The 13,267-nt window shown below is 69.5% G+C and carries 11 protein-coding genes; 10 read left to right on the top strand and 1 reads right to left on the bottom strand.

The genetic code is table 11. The features are described from left to right. Positions 1-80 precede the first annotated feature (80 nt). From IPI43_23095 to IPI43_23060, 8 genes are all read left to right on the top strand, one after another. The gene (locus IPI43_23095; protein ID MBK7776982.1) at positions 81-665 is read left to right on the top strand and encodes a tetratricopeptide repeat protein; all 585 of its coding nucleotides are present in this window, start codon (positions 81-83) and stop codon (positions 663-665) included. After that, positions 665-949, top strand: coding sequence for a hypothetical protein (locus IPI43_23090; GenBank protein ID MBK7776981.1), 285 nt, complete (start codon positions 665-667; stop codon positions 947-949). The genes IPI43_23095 and IPI43_23090 overlap by 1 nt, the downstream gene beginning before the upstream one ends. After that, positions 912-2,972, top strand: coding sequence for a hypothetical protein (locus IPI43_23085; GenBank protein MBK7776980.1), 2,061 nt, complete (start codon positions 912-914; stop codon positions 2,970-2,972). Before IPI43_23090 ends, IPI43_23085 begins: the two co-directional genes overlap by 38 nt. A gap of 93 nt (positions 2,973-3,065) precedes the next feature. Then, the gene (locus tag IPI43_23080; GenBank protein MBK7776979.1) at positions 3,066-6,116 is read left to right on the top strand and encodes a hypothetical protein; all 3,051 of its coding nucleotides are present in this window, start codon (positions 3,066-3,068) and stop codon (positions 6,114-6,116) included. 16 nt (positions 6,117-6,132) lie between these two features. After that, positions 6,133-7,932: an outer membrane protein transport protein gene (locus tag IPI43_23075; protein MBK7776978.1), complete on the top strand. Its 1,800-nt coding sequence runs from the start codon at positions 6,133-6,135 to the stop codon at positions 7,930-7,932. Positions 7,933-7,999: 67 nt separating this feature from the next. Further along, the gene (locus tag IPI43_23070; GenBank protein MBK7776977.1) at positions 8,000-8,275 is read left to right on the top strand and encodes a type II toxin-antitoxin system Phd/YefM family antitoxin; all 276 of its coding nucleotides are present in this window, start codon (positions 8,000-8,002) and stop codon (positions 8,273-8,275) included. Continuing rightward, positions 8,275-8,616: a type II toxin-antitoxin system RelE/ParE family toxin gene (locus IPI43_23065; protein MBK7776976.1), complete on the top strand. Its 342-nt coding sequence runs from the start codon at positions 8,275-8,277 to the stop codon at positions 8,614-8,616. Before IPI43_23070 ends, IPI43_23065 begins: the two co-directional genes overlap by 1 nt. Before the next feature lie 31 nt (positions 8,617-8,647). Continuing rightward, positions 8,648-10,591 (top strand): WG repeat-containing protein, encoded by a 1,944-nt coding sequence (locus tag IPI43_23060; GenBank protein MBK7776975.1) that lies wholly within the window; start codon positions 8,648-8,650, stop codon positions 10,589-10,591. On the opposite strand, the gene IPI43_23055 is transcribed toward IPI43_23060, so the two are convergent. Then, on the bottom strand, positions 10,530-12,083 hold the full coding sequence (locus IPI43_23055; protein ID MBK7776974.1) for a 2OG-Fe(II) oxygenase: 1,554 nt from the start codon (positions 12,081-12,083) through the stop codon (positions 10,530-10,532). The two genes, IPI43_23060 and IPI43_23055, sit on opposite strands and share 62 nt — an antisense overlap. 37 nt (positions 12,084-12,120) lie before the next feature. On the opposite strand from IPI43_23055, the gene IPI43_23050 reads away from it, so the two are divergent. Together IPI43_23050 and IPI43_23045 are read left to right on the top strand one after the other, a co-directional pair. After that, complete coding sequence (locus IPI43_23050) at positions 12,121-12,726, top strand: TetR family transcriptional regulator (protein MBK7776973.1); 606 nt, start codon at positions 12,121-12,123, stop codon at positions 12,724-12,726. Between the two features lie 77 nt (positions 12,727-12,803). Beyond that, positions 12,804-13,259, top strand: coding sequence for a hypothetical protein (locus IPI43_23045; GenBank protein MBK7776972.1), 456 nt, complete (start codon positions 12,804-12,806; stop codon positions 13,257-13,259). The last annotated feature ends 8 nt before the right edge of the window (positions 13,260-13,267 follow it).

Genomic DNA, 13,267 nt, shown 5'->3' with positions numbered 1-13,267 from the left:
TATGGCCGCTCCGGGTGCACGCCGCAGCTCTAGCTGTTACGTTCGGCGTTGTACTTAGCCAAAGGGATGGTCGCATGATCATGGGTGCCAATCGTTGGATGCTGCGCGGCGTGTTGCTGGCGGCCACCGTCCTTGCCGGAGTGTCGCTCGACGCCACCCCTGCCGCCGCACAGTCGAGCGCTGACGAAGAGGCCCGCGTGCACTTCGAGGCGGGCCGTGTCGCCTTCTCGCGCGGGCGCTACGAGTCGGCGTTGGCGTCGTTCCAGGAGGCCTACGAGCTCAGCCAGCGCCCCGCGCTGCTGTACAACATCGGCACCACGTTCGACCGCCTGCGCCGTGACCAAGAGGCCATCGAGGCCTTCGAGCGGTTCCTCGAGCTCGATCCCGAGAGTGACCTTGCCCCCGAGGTGCAAGAGCGCGTGCGCATCCTGCGCGAGAACGCGCGGCCGGACCTGACGCCCGAAGCCGTGGCCGCCGCTTCGGGCGAGGGTGACGCGCCTCCTCCCACGCCTTCCGAGCGTCAGCCCGTGACCCGCAAGTGGTGGTTCTGGACCATCATCGGCGTGGTCGTGGTCGGCGCGGCCGTGGGCATCGGCGTGGGCGCCTCGGGTGGCACCCAGGGCCCCCTCGCCTTCGACGCCAACACCGTGACGGTGGAGCTCTGATGATGACCCGCTTCTCTACTTCTCTTCTCCGTGGCGCCACGCTCTCGCTGGCGCTCGCTCTCTTCGGGACCGGCTGCAGCGATGCGCGCACGCAGGTCACGCTCTACGTGGACGGCAGTGACGCCGTGCAAGCCGCCACAGCCACCATGCGCGTGGAGTTCTTCGAGCCAGGCGGCACGGAGCCCATCGAGACCACCCTCGTGTCCATGACCGAGTGGCCGTTCACGTTCGCGCTGGTGCCGCGACGTGGCCGACGAGTTCGTGGCTCATGTGTACGCGCTTGATGCCGGCAACGGCATCGTGGCCGAGGGGGTCGCGTGGACGAGCTTCGTCGGCGGCAGCACCCGCTTCTACTACATGTACCTGGACGTCACGCCGTGCAGCGGCGCCATGATCGAGGCGTGCGCGCCCGATCAGTTCTGTGTCGATGGCGGAGCGTGCATCACGGCCGTGTTCACCGAGGGCTCGGACCTCCCGACCACCCCCGGTGACGGCGAGTCCCCGAACCCCTGTGAGGGCGTCACTTGCGGCACGGCCGCTGTCTGCGTGCCGTTCTTCGGCGTGGGCACCTGTGCCTGCCCCGACGGTTTCGGCGGCGACCCCTTGGTCGAGTGCATCGATGTCTGCGGACAGGTGGGAGCACCCGAGTGCGGAGCCAACGGGGCATGCGCCGTGGACGACGGTGGCGCTGCGTTCTGCGACTGCGTCTTCCCGTACGAGGGGGCTGCCTGCGACGGCTGCGCCGAGGGCTGGCAGCTCAACGGCGAGAGTGTGTGCGAGGGCGTATGCACGGGGACGTGCGGTCTCCACGAGCGCTGCAACGAAGAGCTGACCATCCCAGTGTGTGACTGCGAGGTGGGCTACGACCTGCTCGGCAGCGACTGCGCGTGGGTGGGAGGCGGCTTCAACGGCGGTGGCTTCCTGGATGGCGAAATCGCCGATCCAACGGCCTGGTTCACCAACCAGGTCACCATCGATGAGAATGAGCACGGGGCAGGCAACGGCGTGGCCGAGCCCGAGCTCGCGGGCGCGTGCGGCACCTCCGGGATCGCCCAGGTCATCCAGATGCCGCCCTACTCCAGCGCCGAGCCGTTCGTGGTGGAAGTCGGCATCGACGAACGCGGCCCTGAGTTCGAGTGCAAGTCCCGCCCGATGCTGATCGTGGGCGAGACCTACCAGCGCCTCAGCTTCGTGGCGTCCGGAGCTCAGCCGCCCGACCAGATCGGGACCGCGTGCCTGCCCGTGACGGGCTACGGCCCGAACGTGCCGGTGGTCTTGGTGCAAGACCCCCAGGACCAAGGCGGCTCGTGTTCCCTCGGCGACACGCCGAACTGCGAGCCCTTTGCCATCGACTCGATTCGCATCCGGACCGCGCTGCCGAACGAGTGCCCGACACCGGGCGCCCTGCCGAACGGCACCTTCGCGGCGAACACCGACTGGACGTTCTTTCTGGACGCCAACGGTCAGACGGGCACGGGGGGCATCGTCGGAGGGGCGTATTTGGCCAGCCTCACGAAGGTGTGCCAGGAGGCGCACGCTACCCAGACCGTGACCTTCCCGGCAGGCGTGGATCTGCCCAACCCCGCGCTGCGCTTCTCGGTGACAGGCACCCTCAACGAGACACTCCAGGTGCAGTTCGGGGAGGCCTTCCGCCCGCTGACGTTGGCACAGGCCATCGGCACGGGCGGGCTCGAGACGGCGACGATCTGCATCCCGCCGTGGCTCCAAGGGACCACCTCCATCCTGCGTCTGCACGTAGACAATGCGTCGGGCACATGCGCCGTCGACCACGTCCAAGCCCACGGGGTGGACAACATGATGTTCGTGTCGGAGCCCGACTGCGCGAACCGCGTCGGGAGCCTCGTAGCGGACTTCGAAGATGGGAACGCCAACAGCCGCCTCATCCTCACGCCTCAGGGGCTCACCCCGGGTGTAACGCGCTACACGGCGTCGGTGGGCATGTTCTTCGACTCGCTCGCGTGGGGGCTCAACGACAACGGGAACTCGTCCATCTCAGCCACGGTGGTGGCGCAGATTCCCGTGGACGAGACCGGTGTGCAGGGTCCCGCCATCCGCATGCGCTACCTGGTCAACAACGCCACGCAGGGCGGACGCGTCACGTTCAATCCGTCCCCGGACGACGCCGGGCATGCGGGAACCCTGACCCCCACCACGGTGCAGTCCTGTCTGAATCGTAACGTGGGCGGGCAGGTCATCCCCATCCGCCTCACTTTCTCCCGCACCGGGGTGACTCCCATCTTCCACATGGTGGACGACATCGAGGTCATCCTCGCCGACGGCTGTTGAGCCCGAAAAAATCCGCTCTTGAACGCTGACCGGGTGGTCGCACCCGCAGGGATTCGTTACCCTGCGGGTCATCTTTGATCCCCTTGGGTACTCATGCTGCGGATTCGCTCGTTCGTCGTCGCTGCGCTGCTCGTCGCGCTCTTGCCAAGCTGCTCGCCCGCCTCTCCGGACTTCCGGGATCCGCGGACGTCCACGCCCAAGAGCCTGGGTGAGCTGGTCTATCAGATCCTGCTGTCCAACCTGCGCGAGTCGGAGACGTGCCCCGACACGTACGTCGCCCAGCTGACGCAGCACCACGAGAGCTTCGTCACCACCTTCGACTACTTGGTGGACGGCGAGGTCCGTGAGGAAATCCCCGCCATCCTGGGCGAGGTGCTGGCGCCGGTCATCGACAATGGCGACCTGCCGCGCCTGACCGAGGCGGTGGCCCGCGCGCTGGCGCTCCTGATCAGCGACGAGTTCGACCCGGAGCGGCTGACCATCCAGTCGGTCATGGCGCTGCAGGACACGCGCACCGTGCTCGAGGGGTCCATGGCTATCACGCTAGTGAGCCGGCTGCTGTCGGACCCGCAGCTCACCGACCGCGTGCACGACCTGGCGCTGTTCGCGGCGCACGACGACGGCATCGACTACACGCTGGACTCGCTGCTCTACATGGCCGAGCGCAACCTGGGCGACGCAAGCGACGAAGAGAGCATGTGCAGCGGTCTGACCATCGGCAGCCTCGAGGAGACGCTGCTCACGCAGAGCGGCTTCGTGTTCGGCCCCGGCACGGGCGAGGCGGCCTGGGTGCCGCGCGTGGACGTGCATGGCAACCCGCGCGTGCGCGAGCTGGGCGGCGCGCTGCTGGGGCCCTTCGTGGACACCGACAACGACGGCGCCGCCGACGTGAACGCCGACGGGGTGCCGGTGGACGCGGGCGGCGCCGAGATCGACCTGCCGGCCCTGGGCACCGCCGACGCTGCCGGGCGGGACGCCTACGGCCGGGCCACCGACGCCGACGGCGAGCTCATCTACGAGTACTACGACGCGAAACGCACGGGCCTGGCGGCGGCGGTTCAGATTGTCCGCGGGCTGCTGGAGGCCGACCTGCACCACGACCTGAACGGCGTGGCGGCGGCCGTGCTGGGTGGGCAGGTGCCCTGCGACGACGGCACCGAGACGTGCCGCGCGTACCCCTCGGCAGACAACCCGCTGGCGGACATCGCCTTCATGGTCACGGACATCGCGCAGGTGGACCGCCCGAAGGCGTTCTTGGACACGCTGGCCGTGCTGGTCACGGACAACCCTGTGCTGGCCGAGGACCTGCTCGTCTCGGTGGGCGACCTGATTCGCCTGACGGACACGCAGACCGACATCAGCATCACGGACCCGAACCTGATCGATCTGGGCATCGAGCTGGTGCCGCTCATCGAGGACGTGCTGGACTCGAGCAACACCAGCGGGCAGAGCACGGCGCGCGTGCTGCTGGACGTGCTGGTGGAGGTGCGCCAGGAGCAGCCCGACTTCCTCGAGCGGCTGGCGTGGATGATCGACTACGTGGACCTGAACAAGGCCAACACGTGCAGCGCGAGCGACCCCAACCTGGCCGCCAGCACGCGGGTGAACTACGACCAGCCGCGCTGGATTGGCCCGGTGAACACGGGCACCGACAACCGCAGCGTGCTCGAGCAGGTGGTGGAGCTGCTGTACACGGCGGACTGCGGCAACCTCTTCGGCGGCACCGTGGCCTACCAGATCCTGGACCTGCTGGTGGACCTCGAGCCCGGCACCGTCTGCCAGGTCATCAACGTGCTGGGGGTGGTGGACGACGTGTTCGCCAACTCGTGCGAGTTCCAGTGGTGGAACCCCGTGTCGTGGATCCAGTGCGTGGCCAACGCGGTGGCCAACGGCGCGCTCAGCGCGATTGGCTGCAACAACGGACAGGCGGTGCTCAACGAGCTGGAGTCGCTGCAGGGCCTCGCCGAGAGCGGCTCCCTGGACGCGCTGCTGCCGCTCGCGAAGCTGTTCAACGACCGCGGGCAGCTGCGGCTGCTGGTGAACCTGCTGAAGTTCCTGCACGAGGAGGCCCTGCTCGACGAGGACGGCAACCCCAACACGCAGAGCGTCATCCGCGAGCTGCTGCCCGTCATCAGCGAGTTCATCCACAGCGGCGGCGCCGACAAGCTGCTGGACACCCTCGAGCTGATGGTCACCGTGCCGGCCAGCGACAACGCGAGCCAGACGATGGCCGACGTGGTGGTGGACTCGCTCGAGCGCGTGACCGAGACGCGCACCGTCACGACCCGCACCGGCCAGCGCCCCAACACCTCCATGCTGCGCGAGACGCTCCTGCCGCTGCGCGTGATGGTGAACCGCATCAACCAGCGCGGCGCGAAGCCCGAGCTGGACCACATGCTGGACTATGCGATGAGCGGCATCACGGTGACGCGCAGCGAGGGTGGCCGGCGGCGGCTCAACAACCCCAACCTGCTGCCGCTCATGCAGGTGGGCCTCGAGGTGGTGCGCGACGCGGCCGACCTGCCGCAGGCGCAGTACCTCTGCTACGTGAACGAGGCGCAGGACGGGGCAGTGGACTTCCTGTTGGACCGCGACTTCGCCACGGTGGTGCGGCTGGCCAACTCGCTCGAGACCACGGACGAGGGCCCGCGCCTCGAGACGTGGGTGACCGGGCTGCTGACGCCCAGCTTGTCGTCTCCGGACACGGAGACCTACGGGCCGCTGATGCAGATCTTGGCGGCGCTGCTGACCAGCGAGCTGCCCGACAGCGACATGAGCGCGCTCTTCCGCTACCTGGGCGCCGTCAGTGGGCAGCTGCGCACCAGCGGCCGTGGCTTCGTGGAGACGCTGGACGAGCTGCTGGCCGGCGACAGCACGGGGGTCATCCTGCGCATCGTGCGTGACGCCATCTCCGAGGGCCCGCTGCCCAGCCGCGAGCTGCCCGTGTGCACCTTCGGCGACGTGTTCACCGACGTGGCCACCGTGACCGACGAGCCCATGTGCATGGCCAGCGACGAAGTGGAGTTCACGGCCACCGACGTGGAGGGCGTGCTCGACGGCGTGGTGGGCTTCATGAACGACGACACGGGCGGCCTGGGCGCGGTATACCGCCTGGTGGGTGAGCTCTCGTCCGTACAGAACTGAGCTGGGTAGATTGACCATGCGAAACCTCGAGATGCGCGGGGCCTGCACCGCGCTGGGCGCCGCGTATGCGCTGTTGTTCGTGCTGCTGGCGGGGAGCCCTGCCGCGCGGGCCAACGCCCCGGAAGACGTGCAGGGCGTGGGCGCGCGCACCAACGCCATGGGCGGCGCGGGCACGGCGTCGGCGGTGGACTTCTCGGCCACCTACTACAACCCGGCCAACCTCTCGCGCTGCGAGAACAGCCAGCTGGGCGTGGACATCCGCCACACGCTCTACAACCTGGAGGCGGAGGACGCGAGCCCTGCCCTGGCCGGCGACCCGGACGCGGACCCCACCACCGACGACGACTACCCCGAGCCCAAGCCGCTGCGCGACCAGACGCGCGTGACCATGGGCTTCTGCAACCACCTGCCCTTCAACCTGTCGTTCGGCATGGTGTTCGGCATCGGCCTGCAGAACCCCATGACGCTGGACCAGAGCACGCTCAACCAGCAGCCCCACTGGCTGCTCTATGGCGAGCAGCTGGAGGCGCTGAGCATCGCGCTGGGCATCGCCTACAGCCCCATCCCGGAGCTCAGCTTCGGCTTCGGGGCCAGCATCCTCATTCACTCCACGCTGAGCATCAACACCGAGATCGAGGTGCTCTCCGACGACCCGTCCGAGGTCATCTTCCAGTGGAACCTGCAGCCCACCGCGGCCATCTACGTGGGGGTCAACGCCAACCCCACGAGCTGGCTGCACCTGGGCATCGCGTACCGCGGCGCGCTCTACCACGACCTGCGCACGCCGGTGAACATCGACGCGGGCGCGCTGGGTCTGTCCATCCCCATCCAGCTGTTCGTGGAGTCGGCCGCTTGGTACACACCGCGCCAGGTGGGCATCGGCGTGAGCGCCGAGCCGCTGGACATGCTGACGGTGGCCATGGACCTCACCTGGTACAACTACGCAGCGCACCCGGGGCCGTTCTTGGTGGCCACGCCGGACAACGCGCTCACGGCGGCCGCGGTGGGCTTCCCCGTCCGTGAAGACCACGGCCAGCGCAACGTGGTGGTCACGCGGCTGGGCGCCGAGGTGCGCGTGCTGGACCAGGCGCTCGCGTTCCGCGCGGGATACGGGTTCCGGCCGGCTTCGGTGGGGCGCCCTGGCGCGACTGCGGGGTGCGCGCAGCGAACCGCGATGAACGACCCGTGTCGGGCGAACGTGCTGGACGCGGACACGCACAGCATCGCGTTGGGCATGGGATACCGGTTCGGGGACCCGCCGGACCACATGCGGAACCCGTTGGCGGACGGGGAGGCGGAGTCCGAGTCCGAGTCCGAGTCCGAGTCCGAGTCCGAGTCCGAGTCCGAGTCCGAGTCCGAGTCCGAGTCCGAGTCCGAGTCCGAGGCCGAGTCCGAGTCCGAGGCCGAGGCCGTGGCCGGGTCGCGGGCCGGCGGGCAGCCTGCTTGGGCGACGGCGGGGTCGCGGGGGGCTCCTGCGGGCCAGCGGGGTGCGGCGACGCCGGGAGTTCCAGCGGCGGCACCGAGCCCCACTCCGACAGCAGCGGGCGGGGCGGTGGCTCGGCCTGGGGATGGGCTGCCGGCCGATCCGGGTGGGCGCGTGGCGCTCGATGCCGAGAACGAGCGCACGTACGACCCGCACCGGTCGGTGGGGGCGAATGCTTCGGTGGACGTGTTCTTCCGGGCCAACATGATGAAGGACCGTCGCGTGACGCGCAGCCCCGAGGACGTGGCCGACGGCATCGAGTACTGGCAGGCCTACCGCTACGGTGGAGCCGTGCTGGACATCGGCGTGACCTTCACGCTGGGGTGGTACTGAAGCGTGGCTTGCCGCAGGACTTCATAAGGACTAAATTAAGTCCGACTTCGAGTCTCTGGAGGTGTGCATGCGCTACTCGTCCCAAGTGAAACCCATCAGCTACCTCAAGGCGAATGCCGCCGAAGTCTTGGCTACGCTCGCGGAGCGGCGCGAGCCCATGATCATCACCCAGAACGGTGAAGCGAAGGCGGTGCTCCAAGACGTGGCTTCGTTCGAGGAGAATGAGGCCACCCTGGCCTTGCTCAAGGTGTTGGCGCTCGGCAATCAGCAGGTGGCCGAGGGCAAGCTCGAGCCGGCCGCAGAGGTCATCGCCCGACTCCGCGCCAAGCGCTCCGGTGCGTGATGGCGGGCGCGCGCGTGAAGTTCGACGTTCTGCTCACGGTGGGAGCGGAGCAAGACCTCGAGTCCCTCCACGACTACATCGCCGAACACGACTGCCGGGCCAACGCCGACCACCTCCTGGACCAGCTCACGGACGTCGTCGCGAACCTCGCGCGGTTCCCCGAGCGCGGGAGCTACCCAAGAGAGCTGGTGGCGCTGGGCATCAAGGAGTACCGCCAGGTGACGGTTGCGCCGTACCGCGTGATCTATCGGGTGTTGGGCAAGCAGGTCATCATCTACGTGGTGGCCGATGGTCGGCGGGACATGCAGGCCGTCTTGTCGCGACGTCTCCTCGGGGGGTAGCCTCCGCAGTTCCACTGGCGAGGAGCTGCACGTGCACGACGGAGTGTTTGGGTCCCTGACGGTAGCCTTCGAGTCCGCCGCGCAGAAGAAGGAGTGGCTGGCGTTGCCGCTCGAGCAGGGGCGCGCTGCGCTCGCGGGTGCGGGCATCGACGTCGAAGACTCGGAGCTGTTCGGCAACGAATACACCGTGAAGGCGAAGTCGCTGAAGGACGCGCTGGCGACGCTCGCTGGCATGGGTCTCGAGGTGGAGAAGCGCGATGTGGCCACGTGGGCCAAGGTGGAGGACGCGGGCGCGCCCGCGATCGCCATCAAGACCAAGGGCGAATTCTCGGAGAAGACCGACGCGAAGGCGTGGCTCGCGTGGCTGAAGAAGCACGCCAAGGCGGGCGACACGTTCTACGGCGTCGAGGACGGCGCCAAGCGCGTGGCGGTCCGTGCCTACTTCGACGGCTTCGACGCGTATGCCAACGCCGAGGAGGCGTTCTCGTTGGCCCTCGCCACCGCGACCTCCGTGGGGGCTGCGGCCACGCTCGGGTTCGTGGGTGACACGGGCATGCTGGAGTACGCCGTGTACCGCGGCATCCGCGGCGTGAAGGGCAACCTAGCGGGCACACGCTTCGACGAGCCGCAGAACCTCACCGAGGCCCTCTACACAGCGCTGCTAGAGGACCACGCGGTGGATCCCCCTGCCATCCGCGCCGCGCACAACGCCTGGCTAGACACGCACGTGGAGAAGAAGCTGCTCATGGAGCGCGCTGGGAACGCGGGGTTCATGCGGCCGGATGGCACGTTCCTCGTGGAGCCACGCTACGGCGCGCTAGGCACCCTCACCGAAGGCCGCGCGTGGTTCCGGGACCGTTCTCTCCAATGGGGCTACCTCGACGAACAGGGCGCCGTCGCCATCCCGGCGAAGTTCTTCCAAGCGCACGACTTCCGCGGGGGCCTCGCGCGCGTGCGCTTCGAGACCGAGCGGGTGGTGCTCAGCGAGACCTCCGCGCGCATGACGTGGAAGCACGGCTTCATCGACCCAAGCGGCACCTTCGTGATCCCGCCCGTGCACGACGCCGTGGAGGACTTCGCGGGCGACCGCGCGATGGTCACGCTCGACGGCAAGTACGGCTACCTGGACCGCAGCGGCGCGCTCGTCATCCCTGCCACCCACGACTTCGGCACCTCGTTCTCCGAGGGGCTGGCGCTGGTGTGCGTGGGCGACCGCTACGCGGGCGGGCGGTGGGGCTTCATCGACCCGAGCGGCGCGTTCGTGATCGAGCCCACGCTCGTGAGCGCCGGCGCGTTCATGGGCGGACTCGCTCCCTTCCAAGACGAGACGAAGCTGTGGGGGTCCATCGACCCGACCGGCCGCGTGGTGGTCACGCCCCGCTACGTGGACGCGCCGTTCGTGCAGGACGGCCGCGTGGTCACGCGCACCGCCGAGGGCTGGGGCGTCTTCGCGCCCACTGGCGACACCATCATCGCGCCCTCGTTCCGGCGCATGGAGGCGCGTGGGCCGCTGTTCGAGGCCATGCACGCGGACGGAACGCGGGAGCTCTACACGCGCGACGGAGCACGCCTCGGGAACCTGCGGGTGGCCGAGAACGGTGAGCAAGGTGGCGGCCGCATCGCGGTGCGGCCCGAGGCCGGAGGGCCCTGGGGCTACGTGGACATGCAGGGCGAGTGGGTGATCGAGCCGAGGTACGGGCTTGCCTTCCCCTTCGGGCGGGAGCGCGCCGTAGTGGAGGACGACACGGGGCTCGCCATCATCGGGCTGTCTGGCGAGGTGCTGGCGCGGCCGGGGCTCGAGAGGGGCATCAGCTACGCCTCGGCGTTCGGGACGAGTGGCCTCGCCATGGTGACGCGCTGGTCCAAGACCGCGCTGGTGCGCGAAGACGGGGACGTGGTGATCCCCTACCACCTCAGCCAGGTGTATGGGCTGAACACCGACTTGGTGTGGGTGAAGTACGCCGCGAACGGCTGACGGGCGAAGCGGTGGGCAAGAGCACGACCTGGCCGTCGTAGCCGGCCGCCAGCACATGGCCGCCGAGCGTGGGCAAGAGCCGCGTGATGAAGTCGTGGCGGTGCGCGAGCACCCTTGGCGGTGCGGAGCTGCCGGGTCGCAGCTCCGCCAGGTCCCAGAGCAGCACGCGGCCGTCCTCCCCGCCGCTGGCCAGGCGGCCGTCTCCGAGCAACGCCAGCGCGGTGACCGGGCCCGCGTGCGCCTGCATCGCGAGGCCGCCTGCGAGCGCCACCACACGCCCATCGCTCCGACCCACCCACGCGCCGTCCGTCGGGTGGGCGGCCAAGCTGCGCACGCCGGCGCCAGCGGGCACGCGCCCCAGCTCGTGGAAGCGCTCGCCATCGAACACCAGGCGATGGACGCGACCGCCCTCCCCGCCCACCAGCCACTCGTGCGCGTCCGGCTGGGACATTCCCAGGCGTGGTTCGGCAGCTGCCGAGTGTGGCGGGAGCGCCGCCAGCCCCCACAGGAACCCGCCCCCACGCAGCGCGTGTCGCGCGAGCGGAGCGCCATCGGCGTCGAGCGCCTGCACCACGCCATCGGCCCCGGCGCTCACGAATCCGTCCCCACGGCCCATCAGGTGCAGCACCGCACCGCGATGGACACGCTGCTCCGGCCCCTCGGTGTGCACACCGCTCGCGTCCACGCGCACGCTCGCCACGGCGCCGTGACGGCTGCCCACCAGCATGCCGCCGCTCGAGCCACGAGCGAGCGCGATGGGCGACCCGAGCCGCAGCGTGTGCACCGACGTCTCGAGCAGGCCGCGCGCACCGCCACGCCACGCTCGCAGCGTTCCGTCGCGGCCCACGCTCCGGAAGCTCCCGGGTCCAGCGGACACCACGTCCCACACATAGCCCCGATGCCCGCTGGGACGCGGCAACTCGGGCGCCACGCGGCGGTACAGCAGGTCGCTGCGCAGCACCACCTTGGTGCCTCCGGTGACCGCTTCCCCGTCGTGCCAGGCGTCATGCGGGAAGACCGTGGCCAGGCCCGCCCGCGGCGTGATGCTGAGCGTGGGTAGCGCGCTCGGGTCCGCGCTCTCGTAGAAGCGCGTGCGCCCTCCGTGGTGCGCCGCGCCGTCGGTCAGGTACAGCATGAGCGTGCGCTCGCTGCGGACCTCCTCCGAGGGGGAGAAAGCCCCGTCGCGGTGGCGCTGGAACGACTGGCCGTCCCGGTACCGGCACGCTCGGAAGCGAGGGTTCAGCCCCACCAGCTGCGCGCGCCCGGCATCGGCGGTGGTCACCTCGCGCGGGAGGTGCGGCGCGAGCATGGCCAACAGCCGCTCGGCCAGCGCGGGGTCGTCGAACACCAAGCGGTCGTTGTCGCGATAGCCTGCGGGATAGCGCCCGCCAGTGGCACGAAAGCCCCGCAACGAAAGCTCCGCCAGGAGGCTCGCGAGCTCGTCCGGGGTGAGCGCATCCTCGATCAGCACGACCTCGTTATTTGGTTGCATGACCAAACAATAGCACCGTGCTAGCGTGCCGCGCAAGATGCCTCGTCCCAGCAACACCACGGAGCGCCGCGCCCAGATCATCGAGGGCCTGCTCGATGTCATCGCCGCAGACGGGTACGAGGGCGCCACCATCGCGTCCATTGCCAAGGCGGCGGGCCTCGGCAGCGGCCTGGTCCACTATCACTTCAGCTCCAAGCAAGCGATCCTGCTGGCGCTCATCGAGCGCATCGGCGAACTCATCGAGGCACGCTATCAGCGGCGCCTGGCTCCCGCCGGAGATGACCCCGTGGCCCGCCTGCGTGCGTTCATCGACGCGCACCTGGCGCTGGGCGACGACGCTGAGCCGCGCGCCGTGGCAGCCTGGGTGGTGGTGGGCGCGGAAGCGCTCCGGCAGCCGGCCGTGGGTGAGGTGTACCGGCAGGTGGTGGCGGCTCGCCTCACCACGCTCGAGGGGCTGGCCTCGGACGTGCTGCGTGCACGAGCTGGCCACGCGCGCGGGGCCAAGGAAGCGGCGGCCGGGATCATGGCCGCCATCGAAGGCGCCTATCAGCTCGCCGCCGCCGCCCCGAGCGCCATGCCGCGAGGGCGCGGAGCACGCGTGGTGGAGCGCATGGCGCTGGGCCTCTTGGACGGCGAGAGCTGACGCCCACGAGGCACCCAAGGCGTCATTTTCCAGCCTTGGTGCCGAAGAGTGCCGAGTTCGGGTACGCTCAGCCCCGTATGTTGCGAGTCGCCATCCGGGTGAACAACGACGCCCACGCTCGCGTGGGGCCCCTGTCCCTGAACGTCAACAACTCGAGGACCCTCACGGACAAGGAGGTGCGCGAGTACATGCAGTCCACCATCCGGGCCGCGCGCGGCGACTTCGCGCGCGTGTCGCTGTCCTGCTTTGCCCATCAGGTGCCCAACGCTGCGCAGCGCAAGATCATCTTCGAAGAGATGGAGCAGCACGGGCTCCCCGCGCTCGCGCGGACCGCGCTCCTCACGGACTCGGGGCTGATGCGCGGGGCCCTCACGGCGTACTCGTGGGTGACGCGCTCCGACTCGGACGCGTTCGCCATCGCCGACCGGCGGCGTGCGTTGGTGTGGCTCGCGGAGCGCGCCAGCTTCGACGTGGAGGAAGCCATGCAGGCCCTCGACGGGTGCTTCGCGGCGGTGGGCCTCACCCCACGCTGAGCCAGGCC

Source organism: Sandaracinaceae bacterium (genome assembly GCA_016706685.1).
Lineage (GTDB): Bacteria > Myxococcota_A > Polyangia > Polyangiales > Houyiibacteriaceae > JADJJE01.
This window is presented reverse-complemented; position numbering and strand designations above follow the sequence as displayed.

What these genes read in the sequence shown, in the direction of transcription:
- IPI43_23070 (MBK7776977.1), top strand. Translation starts at nt 8,000, where the DNA reads ATGCGCTACTCGTCCCAAGTGAAACCCATCAGCTACCTCAAGGCGAAT.
- IPI43_23095 (MBK7776982.1), top strand. Translation starts at nt 81, where the DNA reads ATGGGTGCCAATCGTTGGATGCTGCGCGGCGTGTTGCTGGCGGCCACC.
- IPI43_23065 (MBK7776976.1), top strand. Translation starts at nt 8,275, where the DNA reads ATGGCGGGCGCGCGCGTGAAGTTCGACGTTCTGCTCACGGTGGGAGCG.
- IPI43_23075 (MBK7776978.1), top strand. Translation starts at nt 6,133, where the DNA reads ATGCGAAACCTCGAGATGCGCGGGGCCTGCACCGCGCTGGGCGCCGCG.
- IPI43_23090 (MBK7776981.1), top strand. Translation starts at nt 665, where the DNA reads ATGATGACCCGCTTCTCTACTTCTCTTCTCCGTGGCGCCACGCTCTCG.
- IPI43_23050 (MBK7776973.1), top strand. Translation starts at nt 12,121, where the DNA reads ATGCCTCGTCCCAGCAACACCACGGAGCGCCGCGCCCAGATCATCGAG.
- IPI43_23055 (MBK7776974.1), bottom strand. Translation starts at nt 12,083, where the DNA reads ATGCAACCAAATAACGAGGTCGTGCTGATCGAGGATGCGCTCACCCCG.
- IPI43_23080 (MBK7776979.1), top strand. Translation starts at nt 3,066, where the DNA reads ATGCTGCGGATTCGCTCGTTCGTCGTCGCTGCGCTGCTCGTCGCGCTC.
- IPI43_23045 (MBK7776972.1), top strand. Translation starts at nt 12,804, where the DNA reads ATGTTGCGAGTCGCCATCCGGGTGAACAACGACGCCCACGCTCGCGTG.